Consider the following 14795-nt stretch of genomic DNA (forward strand, 5'->3'; position numbering starts at 1 on the left):
GACGTGAGCGGCAAGGGCGCACCGGAACTGTCCGTACGCAATGTGGGTGACCTCAGGGTCGCCGTCATCGCGGCACAGTGGCACGAGAAGGTGATGGACGGTCTGGTCGACGGCGCGCTGCGCGCCCTGCACGACCTGGGCATCGACGAACCGACCCTCCTGCGGGTCCCCGGCAGCTGGGAGCTCCCGGTCGTCGCCAAGGTCCTCGCGGGCCGCGGCTACGACGCGATCGTCGCCCTGGGGGTCGTCATCCGCGGCGGCACCCCCCACTTCGAGTACGTGTGCCAGGGCGTCACCCAGGGCCTCACCCAGGTCTCCGTCGAGACCGGCGTCCCCGTCGGCTTCGGTCTCCTCACCTGCGACACCGAGGAACAGGCCCTGGACCGGGCCGGCCTGGCGGGCTCCAACGAGGACAAGGGGCACGAGGCGGTGACGGCGGCGGTGTCGACCGCGGCCACCCTCCGCTCAGTATCTGAACCCTGGAGGTAGGCAGTCCGGCACAACGGCTAGGGTGAGCAGCACCATGTCCAAGAAGACGTTCGAGGAGCTCTTCTCCGAGCTCCAGCAGAAGGCCGCCACCGGCGACCCCGCCACCTCCCGCACCGCCGAACTGGTCGGCAAGGGCGTCCATGCCATCGGCAAGAAGGTCGTCGAAGAGGCCGCCGAGGTCTGGATGGCCGCCGAGTACGAGGGCAAGGAGGCAGCCGCCGAGGAGATCTCTCAGCTGCTCTACCACGTCCAGGTGATGATGGTCGCCCGCGGAATCTCACTGGACGACGTGTACGCCCACCTGTAAAACCCCTTTCAGACAACTCACCCCTTTTCACGTTCACGCGAAGGACACCGACCTCATGCTGCGCATCGCCGTCCCCAACAAGGGTTCCCTCTCAGGCCCTGCGGCGGACATGCTGCATGAGGCCGGCTACCAGCAGCGCCGCGAGTCCAAGGAACTGCGCATCGTCGACCCGGAGAACGAGGTCGAGTTCTTCTACCTCCGCCCCCGCGACATCGCGATCTACGTCTCCTCCGGCCGCCTCGACATCGGCATCACCGGCCGCGACCTGCTCATCGACTCCGGCGCCGGCGCCGAGGTGATCCTCCCGCTCGGCTTCGCCCGCTCCACCTTCCGCTTCGCCGCCAAGCCGGGCACCGTCGGCGCCATCGAGGACCTCAAGGGCAAGACGGTCGCCACCTCCTACGAGGGCATCGTCGCCGGACACCTGGCCGAGCACGGCATCGAAGCCTCCGTCGTCCACCTCGACGGCGCCGTGGAGACCGCCATCGAACTCGGTGTCGCCGAGGTCATCGCCGATGTCGTCGAGACCGGGACCTCGCTGCGCAACGCCGGTCTGGAGGTGTTCGGCGAGCCCATCATGAAGTCCGAGGCCGTCGTGATCCGCCGCGTCGGCGCGGAGGCCGAAGACACCGCCGAGCCGAAGGTCCAGCAGTTCCTGCGCCGCCTCCAGGGCGTACTGGTCGCCCGGACGTACGTGATGATGGACTACGACTGCCGCGTCGAGCAGCTGGAGAAGGCCGTCGCGCTGACCCCCGGCCTGGAGTCGCCGACCGTCTCCCCGCTGCACAACGAGGGCTGGGTCGCCGTCCGCGCCATGGTCCCCGCCAAGGAGGCGCAGCGGATCATGGACGACCTGTACGACATCGGCGCCCGGGCCATCCTGACCACGGCCATCCACGCCTGCCGCCTCTGACCTCAGCCCCTTACCTCAGCCGGGAACATGTCCGATCTTCCGGGTAGCGAACTGCCCAACCTGCCCGTCACCTTCCGGCCAGGCCGTACCCGCGCGGTGCTGCTCTCGGCCGGGGTGGCGATCTTCCTCGTCATCTCCGCCATCGCGATGCTGCTGGAGAAGCTCGGCCCGGGGGAGCGACTCAGCTTCGTCTTCACCGGTGGCCTGATCTTCTGGGTGCTGGCCCGGCTCGCCCGGGTCCGGGTCGTCGCCGACGACTCCGGTGTCACCGTCGTGAACATCGCGAGCAGCCGCCGTCTGGACTGGGCCGAGATCATCCAGGTGAACCTCCGTCCGGGCGACCCCTGGGTGTTTCTCAACCTCACCGACGGCACCAGCCTGCCCGCGCTCGGCATCCAGCCCGGCATCGACAAGCAGCAGGCCATCGCGGACGCACGGGCGCTGCGCGCGCTCGTCGAGGCCCGCTCCGTCCGGGACCCCGAAGCGTCCACAGGGCAAGATCAGGGCTGACTCGGGGACATCCACCCTGCCGCAACGGGCCCTGTCTTGATTAATCTGGTGACGGAGGCGTTCCCTTTGGCCCTCCGCCCCTGTTGTGCCCTGCCGGGTTCACAGGGGTTCCTGCTACCCGAGGAGTGACCCTCTCCGGCGATGGACGGTTCGTCCTGTAGTACCTGCGCCGCCCCCTTCCCTGCTGAGGCGGCGGCAACATGACCATCCCCCTGCTGCTCCTGGCAGCCGCGTTCCTGCTCATCCTCGCCAACGGCTTCTTCGTCGCCGCCGAGTTCGGCCTCGTCACGGTCGAGCGCCCGGAGGCGGAGAAGGCGGCCGCCGAGGGCGACAAGCGAGCCCGTACGGTCGTGGAGTCGCTGAAGGAGCTCTCGTTCCAGCTCTCCGGCACCCAGCTCGGCATCACCATCACCTCGCTGGTCGTCGGCATGCTCGCCGAACCCGCGCTCGCCGAGCTGCTGCACGGCCCGTTCACCGCGATCGGCATCCCCGAGGGCGCCGTCTCCGGGGTCGCCGTGGTCGTCGGCATGCTGCTGGCGTCCGCCGTCCAGATGGTGATCGGCGAGCTCGTGCCCAAGAACTGGGCGGTGTCCAGGCCCCTGCAGGTCGCGCGCTTCGTCGCCGGCCCGCAGCACACCTTCTCCCGTCTGTTCCGCCCGGTGATCTCGGTCCTCAACACCGTGGCCAACCGGCTGGTGCGCGCCCTGGGCGTCGAGCCCACCGAGGAGCTGGCCTCCGCCCGCACCCCCGGTGAACTCGTCTCGCTGGCCCGCCACTCGGCCCAGGCCGGGGCGCTCGAACAGGACACGGCGGACCTCTTCGTCCGGACCCTGTCCCTGGCCGAGCTCACCGCCCAGCATGTGATGACCCCACGCGTGAAGGTCAGCGCCCTGCAGTCCTCGGCCACCGCCGAGGACGTGGTCAACCTGACCCGGGCCACCGGCCTGTCCCGTTTCCCCGTCTACCGCGAGAAGATCGACGAGATCGTCGGCATGGCCCACCTCAAGGACGCTCTGGCCGTCCCCGTCCGCGACCGCCTGCGCACCCCGGTCGTGCGTATCGCCCGCCCGGCGCTGCTGGTCCCCGAGACCCTGCCCGTCCAGCCCCTGCTGGCCCGGCTGCGCAGCGAACAGCCCATCGCCGTCGTCGTCGACGAGTACGGCGGCACGGCCGGCGTGGTCACCCTGGAGGACATCGTCGAGGAGATCGTCGGCGAGGTCCGCGACGAGCACGACGGCCAGGACACCCCCGAACTCGCCCCCGCCCCGCCCGAGGACGGCAGGCCCGCCTGGGATGTCGACGGCAGCTGCCGGGTCGACACCCTCCAGCGCATAGGCCTGGAGGTGCCCGAGGGGCCGTACGAGACGGTCGCGGGCCTCGTCGCCGACCTGCTCGGCCGGATCCCGGCCGTGGGCGACCGGGCCGAACTGCCCGGCTGGCGCCTCTCGGTACGCAGGGTCGGCCACTACCGTGCCGAACGGATCCGGCTGGTGCGCACCGGGCGGGTCGTGGAGGTCTCCCGATGAACGTCCTCCAACTCGTCTTCGCCGCGCTCCTGGTCCTCGCCAACGGCTTCTTCGTCGGCGCCGAGTTCGCGCTCGTCTCCGTCCGTCGCAGCCAGATCGAGCCACTCGGCACCGCCCGGGCCCGCCAGGTCCTGCACGGTCTGGAGCGGCTGCCGCAGATGATGGCCGCCGCCCAGTTCGGCATCACCCTCTGCTCGCTCACCCTGGGCGCGGTCGCCGAACCGACGGTCGCCGAGCTGCTGGAGCCGTTCTTCGAGTGGATCCACCTCCCGCACGGGATGATCCACCCCCTGGGCTATGTCATAGCCCTGGCGGCCGTGGTCTTCTTCCACCTCGTCATCGGCGAGATGGTCCCGAAGAACCTCGCCATGGCGGCCCCGGAGAAGGCCGCGCTGTGGCTCAGCCCCGGTCTGGTGGCCTTCGCCCGCGTCTGCCGGCCGATCACCGTCGCCCTCGGCGCCTGCGCCCAGGGCATCCTGCGGCTCTTCCACGTCGAGCCGAAGGACGAGGTCGAGGCGGTCGTCACCAGCGAGCAGCTGAACCGTCTCCTGGAGGACTCCGGCCAGGCCGGCCTCCTCGGCCCCGAGGAGCAGGAGCGCCTGGAGGACGCGCTGGAACTGGGCTCCCGCCCGGTCACGGACGTCCTCCTCAAGCGGGACTCGCTGGTCACGGTCAGCCCCTCCGTCACCCCCGGCGAGATCGTCGAGCTCACCGCCCGTACCGGCTACTCCCGCTTCCCCGTCGCCGCGGAGAAGGGCGCCTACATGGGCTACCTCCATGTGAAGGACGTCCTCGACGCGGAGGACTCCGAGCGGGCGGTCCCCCAGCAGGTCTGGCATCCCATGACGACCCTCCGCTCCGACCTCCCCCTGGACGACGCCCTCACGGTCATGCGCCGCGCGGCGACCCACCTCGCCCAGGTCGCGGACGCCTCCGGCAAGGTCCTGGGCCTGGTCGCCCTGGAGGACGTACTGGAACTCCTGGTGGGCGAGGTCACGGACCCGGCCCACCGGGAGATCCCGGAGGTCAGACTGACCGAACCAAGGCCGAGCGACGCACCGGAGGAAGTCCTGACGCCCTAGCTGCGGGCGCGGGTGCCGCTGTACAGCCGCCCTCCCCCTGGCTGCGGGCATGCGTGCAGCTCGGGGCGGCACGGGTGGGCGCAGCGGCACCCCGCAAGCGCGGGCAAGTGAAACCCACCCCCCGCCCCAGCACCGATGGCTAGATCGCCGACGGATCCTGCGGCCCCCGACCCGACAGCACCTCTCCATACGCCTGCATCAGATCCGGCAGCCGCAGCGTCGACAACTCGTCCCGCGTCAGCGCACCCGGATACGTCGACAACCGAAGATCCCGGTACGCACAGCTCTTCTCGTACAGCGTCCGCAGGAACCGCCCGTTCCCCAGCTCGTCGATCCACCCCTGGTCGACGACATGCCCCGCGATGGAGCGCAGCTCGTCCAGCGCCTCCTCGTCCCACACGTCACCGTTCTCCGCGGCCAGCACCTCGCCGATGGAGGTGAGTTCGAGAGGGCGGTAGGAAGGGAAGTCCACGCGCGTGGTGAAGCGTGAGGACAGCCCCGGGTTGGCGGCGAGGAGCCGGTCCATGCCCTCCGGGTAGCCCGCCAGGATCACCACCAGGTGGTCCCGGTTGTCCTCGGCCCGCTTCAGCAGCACCTGAAGCGCCTCGTCGCCGTACGCGTCGCCCTTGCCGTAGCCGGAGTTGGAGAGCGAGTACGCCTCGTCGACGAAGAGGACGCCCCCGAGGGCGGAGTCGATCAGTTCGTTCGCCTTGACCGCCGTCTGGCCGAGGTACTCGCCGACCAGGTCGGCCCGCTGGGCCTCCACGAGATGGTCGCCGCCGAGCAGACCGAGGGCGTAGAAGACCCGGCCGAGGATGCGGGCCACCGTGGTCTTGCCGGTGCCGGACGGGCCGGAGAAGACGAAGTGCCGCTTCGGCGGCTGGACCGGAAGGCCCTGCCCGGCCCGCAGCCGGGCCATGTTGAGCTGTGCCGACAAGGCCTTGACCTGGCGTTTCACCGGTTCCAGCCCCACCATGCGCTCCAGTTCGGCGAGCGCCTCCTCGAGGAGGACGGGGTCGGTGGGCCCGGCCGGCAGCGGGGACGACGGTACGGCCGTCTTCGCGCGCACCACCGGGTCGCCGACCGTCGGCAGCGGCCCGACCGGCGGCAGGTCGGACGGCTCGGGGAGCTTCAGGTCCCTGCCCTCCGTGCCGAACAGCGGGTCGAGGGCGTCCGGCCCGTCCCCGACGTCCTGCCCGACCCCGGTGAGCGTGATCGCCGCGAGGTCGGCGGAATCGTCGTACCCGTCCCCCTCGGAGATCGCGGCCAGCCGGGCCGAGGTGTCCATGAAGGCCGGGTCGACCCGGTGCACGGCCCGGTAGAGGGGGAGGGCGGCGGCCGAGCGTCCGGTGCCCTCATGGGCCCGGGCCAGCCAGTACCGCAGCTCCTTGCGCTGCGGCTGTTCGCTGCGACAGCGCATCAGGGACGCCGAGAGCAGCGGCTCGGCCTGGCCGTACATCTCCAGGCGGACTCTGGCCATCCCCCCGAACAGTCCGGCCTCGATGCCGAGGAGCGGGTCGTTCACGAGCGGGTCGGTGTGCCGGACCAGCTGTTCCCAGTCCTTGACCAGATAGGCGCGGCAGGCGTGCAGAAAGCGGACCTGGTGGTCGGCGTCGACGGGCGGCAGCCCGGCCAGCGCCCGGTCCAGCTCGGGGACGTGTCTGCCGTCCAGCCAGTGCGAGGCGTGCGCGAGCAGCAGATCGCGCGGGCTCTCCAGGACCGGCTGCACCCACCACCCCAGCCAGTACCAGGAGTTGAGCGTCCGGCGGTGCCGGGTGCGCTGTTCGCCGAAGCGGTCCCGGTGCCGGAACATCCGCAGCAGCGCGGTCGTCGTGTCGACCCGCAGCGCGTGCAGGCCGAGCCAGCCGTCGGCCATCCCGGGGTCGATCCGCACCGCGGTGCGGAACTCCTCCTCCGCCTGCGGATAGGCGCCCATGGTGTAGGCGTCCACGCCTCGCAGCCAGGCCAGGTCGGCCGGGGCTTCGAGGCCCTGCGTGCCGAAGTCCATCACGTCCCCCACAAACCGTGCCCCCGTCGGTTTGCCACCGGGCCGTTGCCCGCCGGCTGCCTTGGTCGAACCGCTGTGCCGCGGACCGGAGTTGCAAGGTGCGCGGCAGCTGTCCGTAGATCGCACCGAGGGCATCGTACCTGCGGGGGAGGGGCCCGCCGAAGGGTGCCGCACAGGCCGTTTGACGAGGTGGGAGCAGATGGGGCGCACCCCGGCACGGTGACCCTGGGTGAGCGGATCGCCGCACGGCGCGTCCGGATGGGGTCCGCGGGACGGGGTGCGGGCAGAACGAAGCCCCCGATCACGGGGGAACAACCGGGGGCTTCGCGACTTGGGGCGGCTGCGATGGCCGCACATTCAGAACGTAAGTCCTGTACGGGCCGTCGGTCAAGCCAACTTGGTGCAGTTGGCGAACTTCGAACGCAGGGCCCTTCACGGGTTCACCACAACGCGGGTGGTCACTCACCGTGGGTGACATCCGGGTCGGGGCGATGACCTCCCGCGGGCCCCGCTTTCACCTCGTATCCCATCGCCAACTGCCGTACCAGCAAAGCGGCGTACGGTTTTGACGGGTCCTGAGCAAAGTGGCGGGATTCCGCCCGCACCCAGCCGTCCCAGAACTCCCGCTGCTCCTCCCCGTCCCGCGCCCGGCCGCGCGCCCAGGCCTCCTCGCGCGGCACGTCCAGCCACAGCAGACACGCGAGATACGGCCGCAGGGCCCGGCGGCCCGCCCCGACGCCCTCGATCAGTACGACGGGGGCCGCGGGCAGCGGGCGGGGCGGGGCGAAGCGGCGGGAGTGCCAGTCGTAGGCCGCGCAGTGCGCGGTCCGGCCGTCCCGGAAGGGGGCGATCACCTGTGTCAGCAGCCGTCCGGTCCAGTCGAACAGTTCCTCGTGGCTGGCGATGTCGTCCAGGTGGAGCACGGGGGCGCCGTCGAGCGCCTCGGCCAGCCGGCCCGCGAACGTGGACTTCCCGGACCCGGCATGTCCGTCGACACCGATCAGACGGACCGGGCCGCAGGACGGGGGGAGCCGGCGGAGCCGGGCGGCGAGCTGATGGATGGCGGGTCCTGGGGTGGAGGTGGGGAGGGCCGGGCGCGCCAGTGCGACACGGTGGGCCCTCCGGGCGGAGGTGCTGGCAGGCGGGGGTACCTGCGTCCATAGTGGGCGAACAGCCGAGCAACGGACATCCGGGGGTCTTCAAGCTCATGAGCAGGGCAGATCAGCCGTCCCGCAGAACGGTCCTCGCCGCGGCGGTCGCCGTGGCCGCCGGCACGCCCGGTGCCGCGGAGGCCGCCGACGAGGAAGAGCGGCGCGCCGCAGCCGCTCCCACCCGTCCCGTCGACCACCGCTCCTGGATCACTTACGCCGACTGGAGCGCCGGAACGGCCGCCGGCACCCGTGCCGTGGCGGGCACCCGTCCCGGCCTGGCCGTCGGTACCCCGCTCGGCACTGTCGACCACACCGACCCGCACACCGGGGCCACGGCGGCCTGGGAGTACGCGACCTGGACGTCCCCCGTGCACCGGCTCGCCGTGCCCGCGACAGAGGCGATCGTCTCCTGGAACGCGAGCACCCCGGCCGGCACCTGGCTGCAGGCCGAGCTGCGGGGCACGTACTCCGACGGCACCGACACCCCCTGGTATGTGATGGGCCGCTGGGCCTCCGGCGACCAGGACATCAGACGGACCTCCGTCGACGGCCAGACCGACGGCAGGAGCACGGTCTGGACGGACACGCTCGCGATCGACGACGCCCCGACCGGCCTGCGGCTCGCGTCGTACCGGCTGCGGCTCACCCTCCACCGCAGGCCCGGCACCACGCTCACGCCGACCGTGTGGCGGCTGGGCGCGATGGGCTCCGACGTCCCGGACCGCTTCACCGTGCCCGCCTCGGTGCCCGGCGTCGCCCGGGAACTGGCCGTCCCGCGCTACTCGCAGGAGATCCACAAGGGTCAGTACCCGGAGTACGACAACGGCGGCGAGGCCTGGTGCAGCCCCACCTCCTCGCAGATGATCATCGAGTACTGGGGCGGCCGGCTGACCGCCGCACAGCTGACGTGGGTCGACCCGTCCTACGCCGACCCGCAGGTGTGCCACGCGGCCCGTCACACCTACGACTACCAGTACGGCGGCTGCGGCAACTGGCCGTTCAACGCCGCCTACGCCGCGACCTTCCCCGACCTGCAGGGCGTGGTCACCCGGCTCTGCTCCCTCACCGACCTGGAGATCCTGATCGGGGCCGGCATTCCCGCCATGACCTCCCAGTCCTTTCTGAAGGAGGAGCTCACCGGCGCGGGATACGGCACCGCCGGGCACCTGATGACCGTGATCGGCTTCACGGCGGACGGCGATGTGATCGCCAACGACCCGTACTCGGCGGACGACGCGGGGGTGCGGCGCGTGTACCGGCGGCCGGAGTTCGAGAACGTCTGGCTCAGGAGCAAGCGGTACAACGCGAGCGGCAAGGTCGTCTCCGGCACGGGAGGCGTCTGTTACCTCTACTTCCCGGCGCGTCCGAACGCCCTTCAGCGCGTCGCGCTCACGGCGGTGGGCGTGGCCGTGTGAGCAAGGTCTCGGCGGCAAAAGCCCTGATCAGTGGCAAGGTGGACAGAACCTGACGGCCCTCGCCCGACCTCAGAGAGACGCCATGACCGCACACACCGCCACCGCCGCCCGCGTCCGCACCGGCGGCCCCCGGGACCATGGACCGAAGATCGCCGAGCATCTCGTGGGCTGGGTCCTGGTCGTGGTCGTCGCGATGCTGGTGACCCGGCTGGGGCTGGTCTGACCTCTGTTTTGAGCTGTGGCCGATGTGACGTGACCCACCGTTCGACCTGACATACTGACGCCGTCCGCCCGACCGTTGGAGACCAGGGTCGCATTGAACATCAGCCACCAGCGTGACGCCGCCCGTCCCCGGGCGCGGGGGACCGAGCGGTCCCTGGCCCGTCGCGCCGAACTCATCACCATCGGGCGCAGGTTGTTCGCCGACACGTCCTACGACGCGCTCTCGATGGACGACATCGCCCGGCAGGCGCATGTCGCCAAGGGGCTGATCTACTACTACTTCCAGTCCAAGCGCGGCTACTACCTGGCCATCGTCCAGGACTCCGTCGCCGACCTGGTCTCCTTCGCCGCCAGCGGTCTCGAACTGCCCCAGGTCGACCGGGTACAGCGCACCATCGACGGCTATCTGCGCTACGCCGAGCACAACCAGGCCGCCTACCGCACGATCGTCAGCGGCGGCGTCGGCTTCGACACCGAGGTGCACGCCGTCCGGGACGGGGTGCGCGCGGCGATCGTCGCGACCATCGCCGAGGGCGCGTACGGCCGCAGCGACATCCCGCCGCTTCCCCGGATGGGCCTGCTGTCGTGGGTGTGCAGCGTCGAGGGTGCCACCCTGGACTGGATCGACCGGCCCGAACTCTCCCGCGCCACCATGTGCGACCTGCTGGTGAAGACCCTGGGCGGCACCCTGCGCGCCATCGCGGAGATCGACCGGGCCTTCCCGGCCCCGGAGCCGGCCCGCAGGGACTGACGGAGCAAGGGGCGGAGGCCTGCGCCCGCCGCCCCAAGCGCCATGCGGACGCGGTCAGTTGATCGCGTGGATCAGCTCGCCGTCCGCCGTGTCGCCGCTCAGCTCCCAGAAGAACGTCCCACCCAGGCGCTGGGCGTCCTTGTACTTCATCTTCCCCTTGACGGTCTTCGGAGTGTCGTAGCTCCACCAGTCGTTGCCGCACTTGGCGTAGGCGGTGCCGCCGACCGTGCCGGTCGCCGGGCACTTCGTCTTGAGCACCTTGTAGTCCTCGTTGCCCGCCTCGTACGTCCCCGCCGCCGGCCCGGTCGCCGTGCCGCCCGGCTTGGCCTGGGTGACGCCGGTCCAGCCGCGCCCGTAGAAACCGATGCCGAGCAGCAGCTTCTTGGAGGGAATGCCCAGGCTCTTGAGCTTGGCGATCGTGGTGGCGGTGTCGTAGCCCTGCTCCGGAATGCCCGGGTAGGAGTGCAGCGCCGAGTGCGGCGCCGTGGGGCCGGTGGCGGCCCAGGTGCCGAAGTAGTCGTACGTCATCGGGTTGTACCAGTCGACGTACCGTGCCGCGCCCGCGTAGTCCGCCGCGTCGATCTTGCCGCCGTCGGTGGCGTCCGCCGTGATCGCCGCCGTGACCAGATCGCGCTTGCCGAACTTGGCGCGCAGGGCCTTCATGACGTCCCGGAACGCCTCGCGGCCGCTGGTGTCGCAGGTGAGACCGCAGGCGTTCGGGTACTCCCAGTCGATGTCGATGCCGTCGAAGACGCCAGCCCACTTGGAGTTCTCGACCAGGTCGTAGCAGGACTTGGCGAAGGCCGCCGGGTCCTTGGCCGCCTCTCCGAAGCCGCCCGACCAGCTCCAGCCGCCGAAGGACCAGATGACCTTGAGGTTCGGGTGCAGCTTCTTCAGCTTGAGCAGCTGGTTGAAGTTGCCGCTGAGCGGCTGGTCCGCGGTGTCGGCGACGCCGTCCACGGACTCCTCGGCGGTGAACGGCCGGTCGGTGTCCGCCCAGGAGTCGCCGAGGGCGCACTTGCCGTCGGTGACGTTGCCGAAGGCGTAGTTGATGTGGGTGAGCTTGTCGGCGGAGCCGGACGTCTCGATGTTCTTGACGTAGTACTGGCGGCCGTAGATGCCCCAGTCGGTGAAGTAGCCCACCACCTTGGAACCGGCCGCACGGGCCGGTTCCTTGGCGTCGGCGGTGCCCGCGCCGGCGAGCAGGGCGGCGCCGAGGGCGGCACAACAGCCGGCCGAGAGCAGTGGGCGCAGGGGTATGTGCATCGGGTGTCTCCTCGCGGGGAACCAGGGGAAGCGAAAATCTAGGTGGACTAGACCACTCAGGTCAATGGTTCGGACCAATCGACGAGTCCGCTCTCTCCGTCGAGCAGCTTGGGGCGCGGAGCCGTGAGGCGCGCCCACTCCGGGTCGTGCCGCCCGGGCAGGGTGCGTCCCCGCTCGGCCCAGGCGTGCAGCAGGGCGCGGTAGATGGGCGGGTCCGGCGGGGGCGGTGGGGTCGGCGGAACCGGTTCTGCGGAGACCGGGACGAAGAGCCGGCGGCGCTGTCCGCGCACGGGTGCGTAGGTGGGGGCCATACCAGGGCAACGCGAACCGCGAGAACAGGTCACGGCTCCCGCGGGCGAGTGTGCGTTCGGCACCCCCGCCCCGGGTTCGGCCGATTGTGCGTCTGGCCGCCGAAGCTCTCCTGACGTACCGTCAAATCCCTTGCGTCCAGGGAGGTGTGCCCGTGGTCGACGACCGCCCCGTGCCGCTCGACGAGTACCCCGTCCACCAGGTGCCCCTGTCGATGAAGCACGTCGCGACCGGGGACCGCAACGCCTACGACCGCTGCATCTTCCACGTCTTCGACCACGAGGGCCGCGCGCTGCTCATCGCCGGCCTCGGCGTCTACCCCAACCTCGGCGTGATCGACGCCTACGCCACCCTCCGCCTCGGCGATCGCCTGTACGCCGTCCGCGCCTCCGACGCCCTCGGCGAGGACCGGATGCGCCTGGAGGTCGGCCCACTGCGCATCGGCGTCGAGCGCCCGCTGCGGGACTTCGTGCTGAGCTGCGCCCCGGATCCGGGCGACCCGGACGGGCTGTCGTACGAGATCCACTGGTGCGCGGACTTCCCGGCCCTGTGGGAGCCGCACCACCAGCAGCGGCGCGGCGAGCGGCTCACGCTGGAGGGCAGACGGTTCGTCCAGGCCGGGCGGTGCGTGGGACGGCTGCGGGCGGGCGGCCGGGAGATCCGGCTGACGGCGGGCGCCTGGACCGGGACCCGGGACCGCAGCTGGGGCGTGCGCCCGGTGCCCGGCGAGGAGGGCGGACGGCTCGCGCAGGACCATCAGACGGAGGGCTTCCACTGGATCTGGTGCCCGGTCCGCTTCGAGGACCGCTTCCTGATGGTCATCACCCAGGAGGACGCCGACGGCCACCGCTCCCTGAACGAGGCCACCCTGGTACGCCCGGGCCGCCGTGACCGCCAACTCGGCTGGCCCCAGGCCGAGATCGGCTACCGGCCCGGCACCCGCCACCCCGAGCGCGCCCTGATCCACCTCGGTGACAACCGCAAACCCCTGGAGCTGGAGGCGGAGATCCTCACCTCCTCCCCGCTCGCCATCGGCGCCGGCTACCCGCCCGCCGACGACTGGCAGCACGGAACCTGGCAGGGCCCCGGCTGGACCGACCGCCGTACCTACGACCTGACGGACCCTCACCCCCGGGCCGCCTACGGGGTGACGGACCACGCCGCCCGCTTCCGTCTCGACGGCCAGACCGGCTACGGCATCTTCGAGCACGGCTCGTTCGGACGCCATGACCCGAGCGGCTTCACCGGCTTCGACTCCGCAGCACCGCAAGGGAGTTGAGGAGATGTCCGGCGCACCCCGGCCCCGCACCACCACCCGGGACCCACAGCAGCTGGCCCGCCGGCTGACCGACTGGCTCCGCATCCGGCTGCCCGGCGCCAGAGCCACCGGCGTGACCGTCCCCGCCTCCAACGGCCTGTCCAGCGAGACCCTCCTCTTCGACATCGAGCACGCCGAAGCGCCCTTCCGCGCCTGCGCGTTGAGGCTGGCGGCGGACCCGGCCGCGTACACCGTGTTCCCCGTCTACGACATGGCCCGGCAGTACCGCACCATGCGTCTGGTCGCGCAGCGCACGGACCTCCCGGTGCCGAGGGCGATCTGGCTGGAGGAGGATCCCGGCCCGCTCGGCGCACCCTTCTTCGTCATGGAGCGCGTCGAGGGGCGGGTCCCGCCCGACGTGATGCCCTACACCTACGCGGATAACTGGCTGCACTCGGCGAGCGACGAGGAGCGGGAGCACCTGGAGGCCGCGACGATCGGGCTGCTGGCCCGGCTGCATGACCAAGTGCCCGCGCACGAGGCTGAGTTCCTCGCGTCACCCGGCGAAGGGGACGCCCTGCACCGTCACGTCGCGGCCCAACGCGCCTACTACGACTGGGTGGTGGCCGGACTCGCCCCCTCGCCGCTGATCGAGGCCGCCTTCGACCGGCTGGCGGAGCTGTGGCCGGACGACCCGGGCGCACCCGTCCTCAACTGGGGCGACGCCCGCATCGGCAACGTCGTCTACGACGGCATCGAACCCGCCGCCGTACTCGACTGGGAGATGGCGGCGCTCGCTCCGCGCGAGGTGGACCTCGGCTGGACGATCTATCTGCACCGCTTCTTCCACGACCTGACGGTGGCCTCCGGACAGCGTGGACTGCCCGGCTTCCTGCGCCGCGACCGGGTGGAGGCGAGATACGCCGAACTCACCGGGCACACCCCGCGGAACATGGAGTTCCACACCCTGTACGCGGCACTGCGGCACGCCGTCGTCATGCTGCGGATCGCCTACCGCCAGGCCTACTTCGGCGAAGTGGCCCTGCCGGCGGACCCGGACACACTGATCCTGCACCACGGCAGTCTGCGCGCCATGGTGCAGGGCAGCTACTGGGATTGAGCGCGGACGCTCAGGCGGCGTGCCGGCGCATCGACGGCACACGCATCGGGCGCGAGGCCGGGCCGCCGACGTGCGAGAAGGGCTGCATCCGCCAGTCGAGCCCCTGAGGGAGCGTCAACAGCAGCGCGGTGTCCTGCTGCTGGGGCTCCGCGGACTGGTCCGCGGGCCGTGCCTCGTCCGCCGTACGGCCCGTACCGGCACAGACCGTGAGGCCGAACGGGTTCCACGGCGAGGCGCACAGCGCGTGCTCCGGCAGGATCTCCTCGTCCGCCAGGAGCGCGATGGGCTGCGCGCAGTCCGGGCAGATCACCCGGTACATCTCGAGAGTGTCGTACGCGTCGAACTCGTCGGTGCCGAACTCGTCGGACTCGTCGGGTTCGACGCCCTCCGGCTCGGGTTCGCTGACGGAGTGAAGGCGCTTGGGCGCGGTGCGACCAGGTCGCTTGAGACTCTGCATGGGATTCTCCC

Annotated in this window: 16 protein-coding genes; 11 read left to right on the forward strand and 5 right to left on the reverse strand. The window is 71.1% G+C overall.

Going from position 1 to position 14795, the window contains the following annotated elements; translation table 11 throughout:
* Positions 1 to 3: 3 nt before the first annotated feature.
* The 6 genes from ribH (at position 4) to ACFPIH_RS34715 (ending at position 4827) form a co-directional block, all read left to right on the forward strand.
* The gene (gene ribH / locus ACFPIH_RS34690) at positions 4 to 489 is read left to right on the forward strand and encodes a 6,7-dimethyl-8-ribityllumazine synthase (protein ID WP_381181340.1); all 486 of its coding nucleotides are present in this window, start codon (positions 4 to 6) and stop codon (positions 487 to 489) included.
* Positions 490 to 523: 34 nt separating this feature from the next.
* The gene (locus tag ACFPIH_RS34695) at positions 524 to 796 is read left to right on the forward strand and encodes a phosphoribosyl-ATP diphosphatase (protein ID WP_133916329.1); all 273 of its coding nucleotides are present in this window, start codon (positions 524 to 526) and stop codon (positions 794 to 796) included.
* 55 nt (positions 797 to 851) lie between these two features.
* Positions 852 to 1709 carry an ATP phosphoribosyltransferase gene (gene hisG / locus ACFPIH_RS34700; RefSeq protein ID WP_381181337.1) on the forward strand — a complete coding sequence of 286 codons (858 nt, stop codon included), beginning with the start codon at positions 852 to 854 and terminating at the stop codon, positions 1707 to 1709.
* Between the two features lie 27 nt (positions 1710 to 1736).
* Complete coding sequence (locus ACFPIH_RS34705) at positions 1737 to 2219, forward strand: PH domain-containing protein (RefSeq protein WP_381181335.1); 483 nt, start codon at positions 1737 to 1739, stop codon at positions 2217 to 2219.
* A 200-nt stretch (positions 2220 to 2419) separates the two neighbouring features.
* Entirely contained in the window at positions 2420 to 3745 is a 1326-nt protein-coding gene (locus ACFPIH_RS34710; protein WP_381181334.1) for a hemolysin family protein, read from the forward strand.
* Positions 3742 to 4827, forward strand: a complete 1086-nt coding sequence (locus tag ACFPIH_RS34715; protein ID WP_381181333.1) for a hemolysin family protein — start codon at positions 3742 to 3744, stop codon at positions 4825 to 4827. The genes ACFPIH_RS34710 and ACFPIH_RS34715 overlap by 4 nt, the downstream gene beginning before the upstream one ends.
* 139 nt (positions 4828 to 4966) lie before the next feature.
* On the opposite strand, the gene ACFPIH_RS34720 is transcribed toward ACFPIH_RS34715, so the two are convergent.
* Together ACFPIH_RS34720 and ACFPIH_RS34725 are read right to left on the reverse strand one after the other, a co-directional pair.
* The gene (locus ACFPIH_RS34720) at positions 4967 to 6835 is read right to left on the reverse strand and encodes an AAA family ATPase (protein WP_381181331.1); all 1869 of its coding nucleotides are present in this window, start codon (positions 6833 to 6835) and stop codon (positions 4967 to 4969) included.
* 458 nt (positions 6836 to 7293) lie between these two features.
* Complete coding sequence (locus ACFPIH_RS34725) at positions 7294 to 7938, reverse strand: uridine kinase family protein (RefSeq protein ID WP_381181502.1); 645 nt, start codon at positions 7936 to 7938, stop codon at positions 7294 to 7296.
* A 104-nt stretch (positions 7939 to 8042) separates the two neighbouring features.
* Here ACFPIH_RS34725 and ACFPIH_RS34730 point away from each other — a divergent pair, with 104 nt between their 5' ends.
* From ACFPIH_RS34730 to ACFPIH_RS34740, 3 genes are all read left to right on the forward strand, one after another.
* Positions 8043 to 9401: a peptidase C39 family protein gene (locus tag ACFPIH_RS34730; RefSeq protein WP_381181329.1), complete on the forward strand. Its 1359-nt coding sequence runs from the start codon at positions 8043 to 8045 to the stop codon at positions 9399 to 9401.
* Positions 9402 to 9483: 82 nt separating this feature from the next.
* Positions 9484 to 9624, forward strand: coding sequence for an SCO1431 family membrane protein (locus tag ACFPIH_RS34735; RefSeq protein ID WP_381181327.1), 141 nt, complete (start codon positions 9484 to 9486; stop codon positions 9622 to 9624).
* Positions 9625 to 9717: 93 nt separating this feature from the next.
* Positions 9718 to 10374, forward strand: a complete 657-nt coding sequence (locus ACFPIH_RS34740; RefSeq protein WP_381181325.1) for a TetR/AcrR family transcriptional regulator — start codon at positions 9718 to 9720, stop codon at positions 10372 to 10374.
* A 54-nt stretch (positions 10375 to 10428) separates the two neighbouring features.
* Here ACFPIH_RS34740 and ACFPIH_RS34745 read toward each other — a convergent pair whose 3' ends face one another.
* Together ACFPIH_RS34745 and ACFPIH_RS34750 are read right to left on the reverse strand one after the other, a co-directional pair.
* The gene (locus tag ACFPIH_RS34745) at positions 10429 to 11640 is read right to left on the reverse strand and encodes a glycoside hydrolase family 18 protein (protein ID WP_381181323.1); all 1212 of its coding nucleotides are present in this window, start codon (positions 11638 to 11640) and stop codon (positions 10429 to 10431) included.
* Between the two features lie 56 nt (positions 11641 to 11696).
* Entirely contained in the window at positions 11697 to 11951 is a 255-nt protein-coding gene (locus ACFPIH_RS34750; RefSeq protein ID WP_381181321.1) for a hypothetical protein, read from the reverse strand.
* Positions 11952 to 12103: 152 nt separating this feature from the next.
* Here ACFPIH_RS34750 and ACFPIH_RS34755 point away from each other — a divergent pair, with 152 nt between their 5' ends.
* Together ACFPIH_RS34755 and ACFPIH_RS34760 are read left to right on the forward strand one after the other, a co-directional pair.
* The gene (locus tag ACFPIH_RS34755; protein ID WP_381181319.1) at positions 12104 to 13228 is read left to right on the forward strand and encodes an Rv3169 family protein; all 1125 of its coding nucleotides are present in this window, start codon (positions 12104 to 12106) and stop codon (positions 13226 to 13228) included.
* Between the two features lie 4 nt (positions 13229 to 13232).
* On the forward strand, positions 13233 to 14327 hold the full coding sequence (locus ACFPIH_RS34760) for a phosphotransferase family protein (protein ID WP_381181317.1): 1095 nt from the start codon (positions 13233 to 13235) through the stop codon (positions 14325 to 14327).
* Between the two features lie 10 nt (positions 14328 to 14337).
* Here the strand turns inward: ACFPIH_RS34760 and ACFPIH_RS34765 are convergent, their stop codons facing one another.
* Entirely contained in the window at positions 14338 to 14784 is a 447-nt protein-coding gene (locus ACFPIH_RS34765) for a hypothetical protein (RefSeq protein WP_381181315.1), read from the reverse strand.
* Positions 14785 to 14795: the final 11 nt, after the last annotated feature.

It is taken from the genome of Streptomyces vulcanius, from assembly GCF_042653945.1.
GTDB lineage: Bacteria > Actinomycetota > Actinomycetes > Streptomycetales > Streptomycetaceae > Streptomyces > Streptomyces mangrovi.

Bases quoted from the DNA above. Each gene is read 5' to 3' on its own strand.
- ACFPIH_RS34695 (WP_133916329.1), top strand. From the start codon at position 524: ATGTCCAAGAAGACGTTCGAGGAGCTCTTCTCCGAGCTCCAGCAGAAG.
- hisG (WP_381181337.1), top strand. From the start codon at position 852: ATGCTGCGCATCGCCGTCCCCAACAAGGGTTCCCTCTCAGGCCCTGCG.
- ACFPIH_RS34705 (WP_381181335.1), top strand. From the start codon at position 1,737: ATGTCCGATCTTCCGGGTAGCGAACTGCCCAACCTGCCCGTCACCTTC.
- ACFPIH_RS34710 (WP_381181334.1), top strand. From the start codon at position 2,420: ATGACCATCCCCCTGCTGCTCCTGGCAGCCGCGTTCCTGCTCATCCTC.
- ACFPIH_RS34715 (WP_381181333.1), top strand. From the start codon at position 3,742: ATGAACGTCCTCCAACTCGTCTTCGCCGCGCTCCTGGTCCTCGCCAAC.
- ACFPIH_RS34720 (WP_381181331.1), bottom strand. From the start codon at position 6,835: ATGGACTTCGGCACGCAGGGCCTCGAAGCCCCGGCCGACCTGGCCTGG.
- ACFPIH_RS34730 (WP_381181329.1), top strand. From the start codon at position 8,043: ATGAGCAGGGCAGATCAGCCGTCCCGCAGAACGGTCCTCGCCGCGGCG.
- ACFPIH_RS34735 (WP_381181327.1), top strand. From the start codon at position 9,484: ATGACCGCACACACCGCCACCGCCGCCCGCGTCCGCACCGGCGGCCCC.
- ACFPIH_RS34745 (WP_381181323.1), bottom strand. From the start codon at position 11,640: ATGCACATACCCCTGCGCCCACTGCTCTCGGCCGGCTGTTGTGCCGCC.
- ACFPIH_RS34750 (WP_381181321.1), bottom strand. From the start codon at position 11,951: ATGGCCCCCACCTACGCACCCGTGCGCGGACAGCGCCGCCGGCTCTTC.
- ACFPIH_RS34760 (WP_381181317.1), top strand. From the start codon at position 13,233: ATGTCCGGCGCACCCCGGCCCCGCACCACCACCCGGGACCCACAGCAG.
- ACFPIH_RS34765 (WP_381181315.1), bottom strand. From the start codon at position 14,784: ATGCAGAGTCTCAAGCGACCTGGTCGCACCGCGCCCAAGCGCCTTCAC.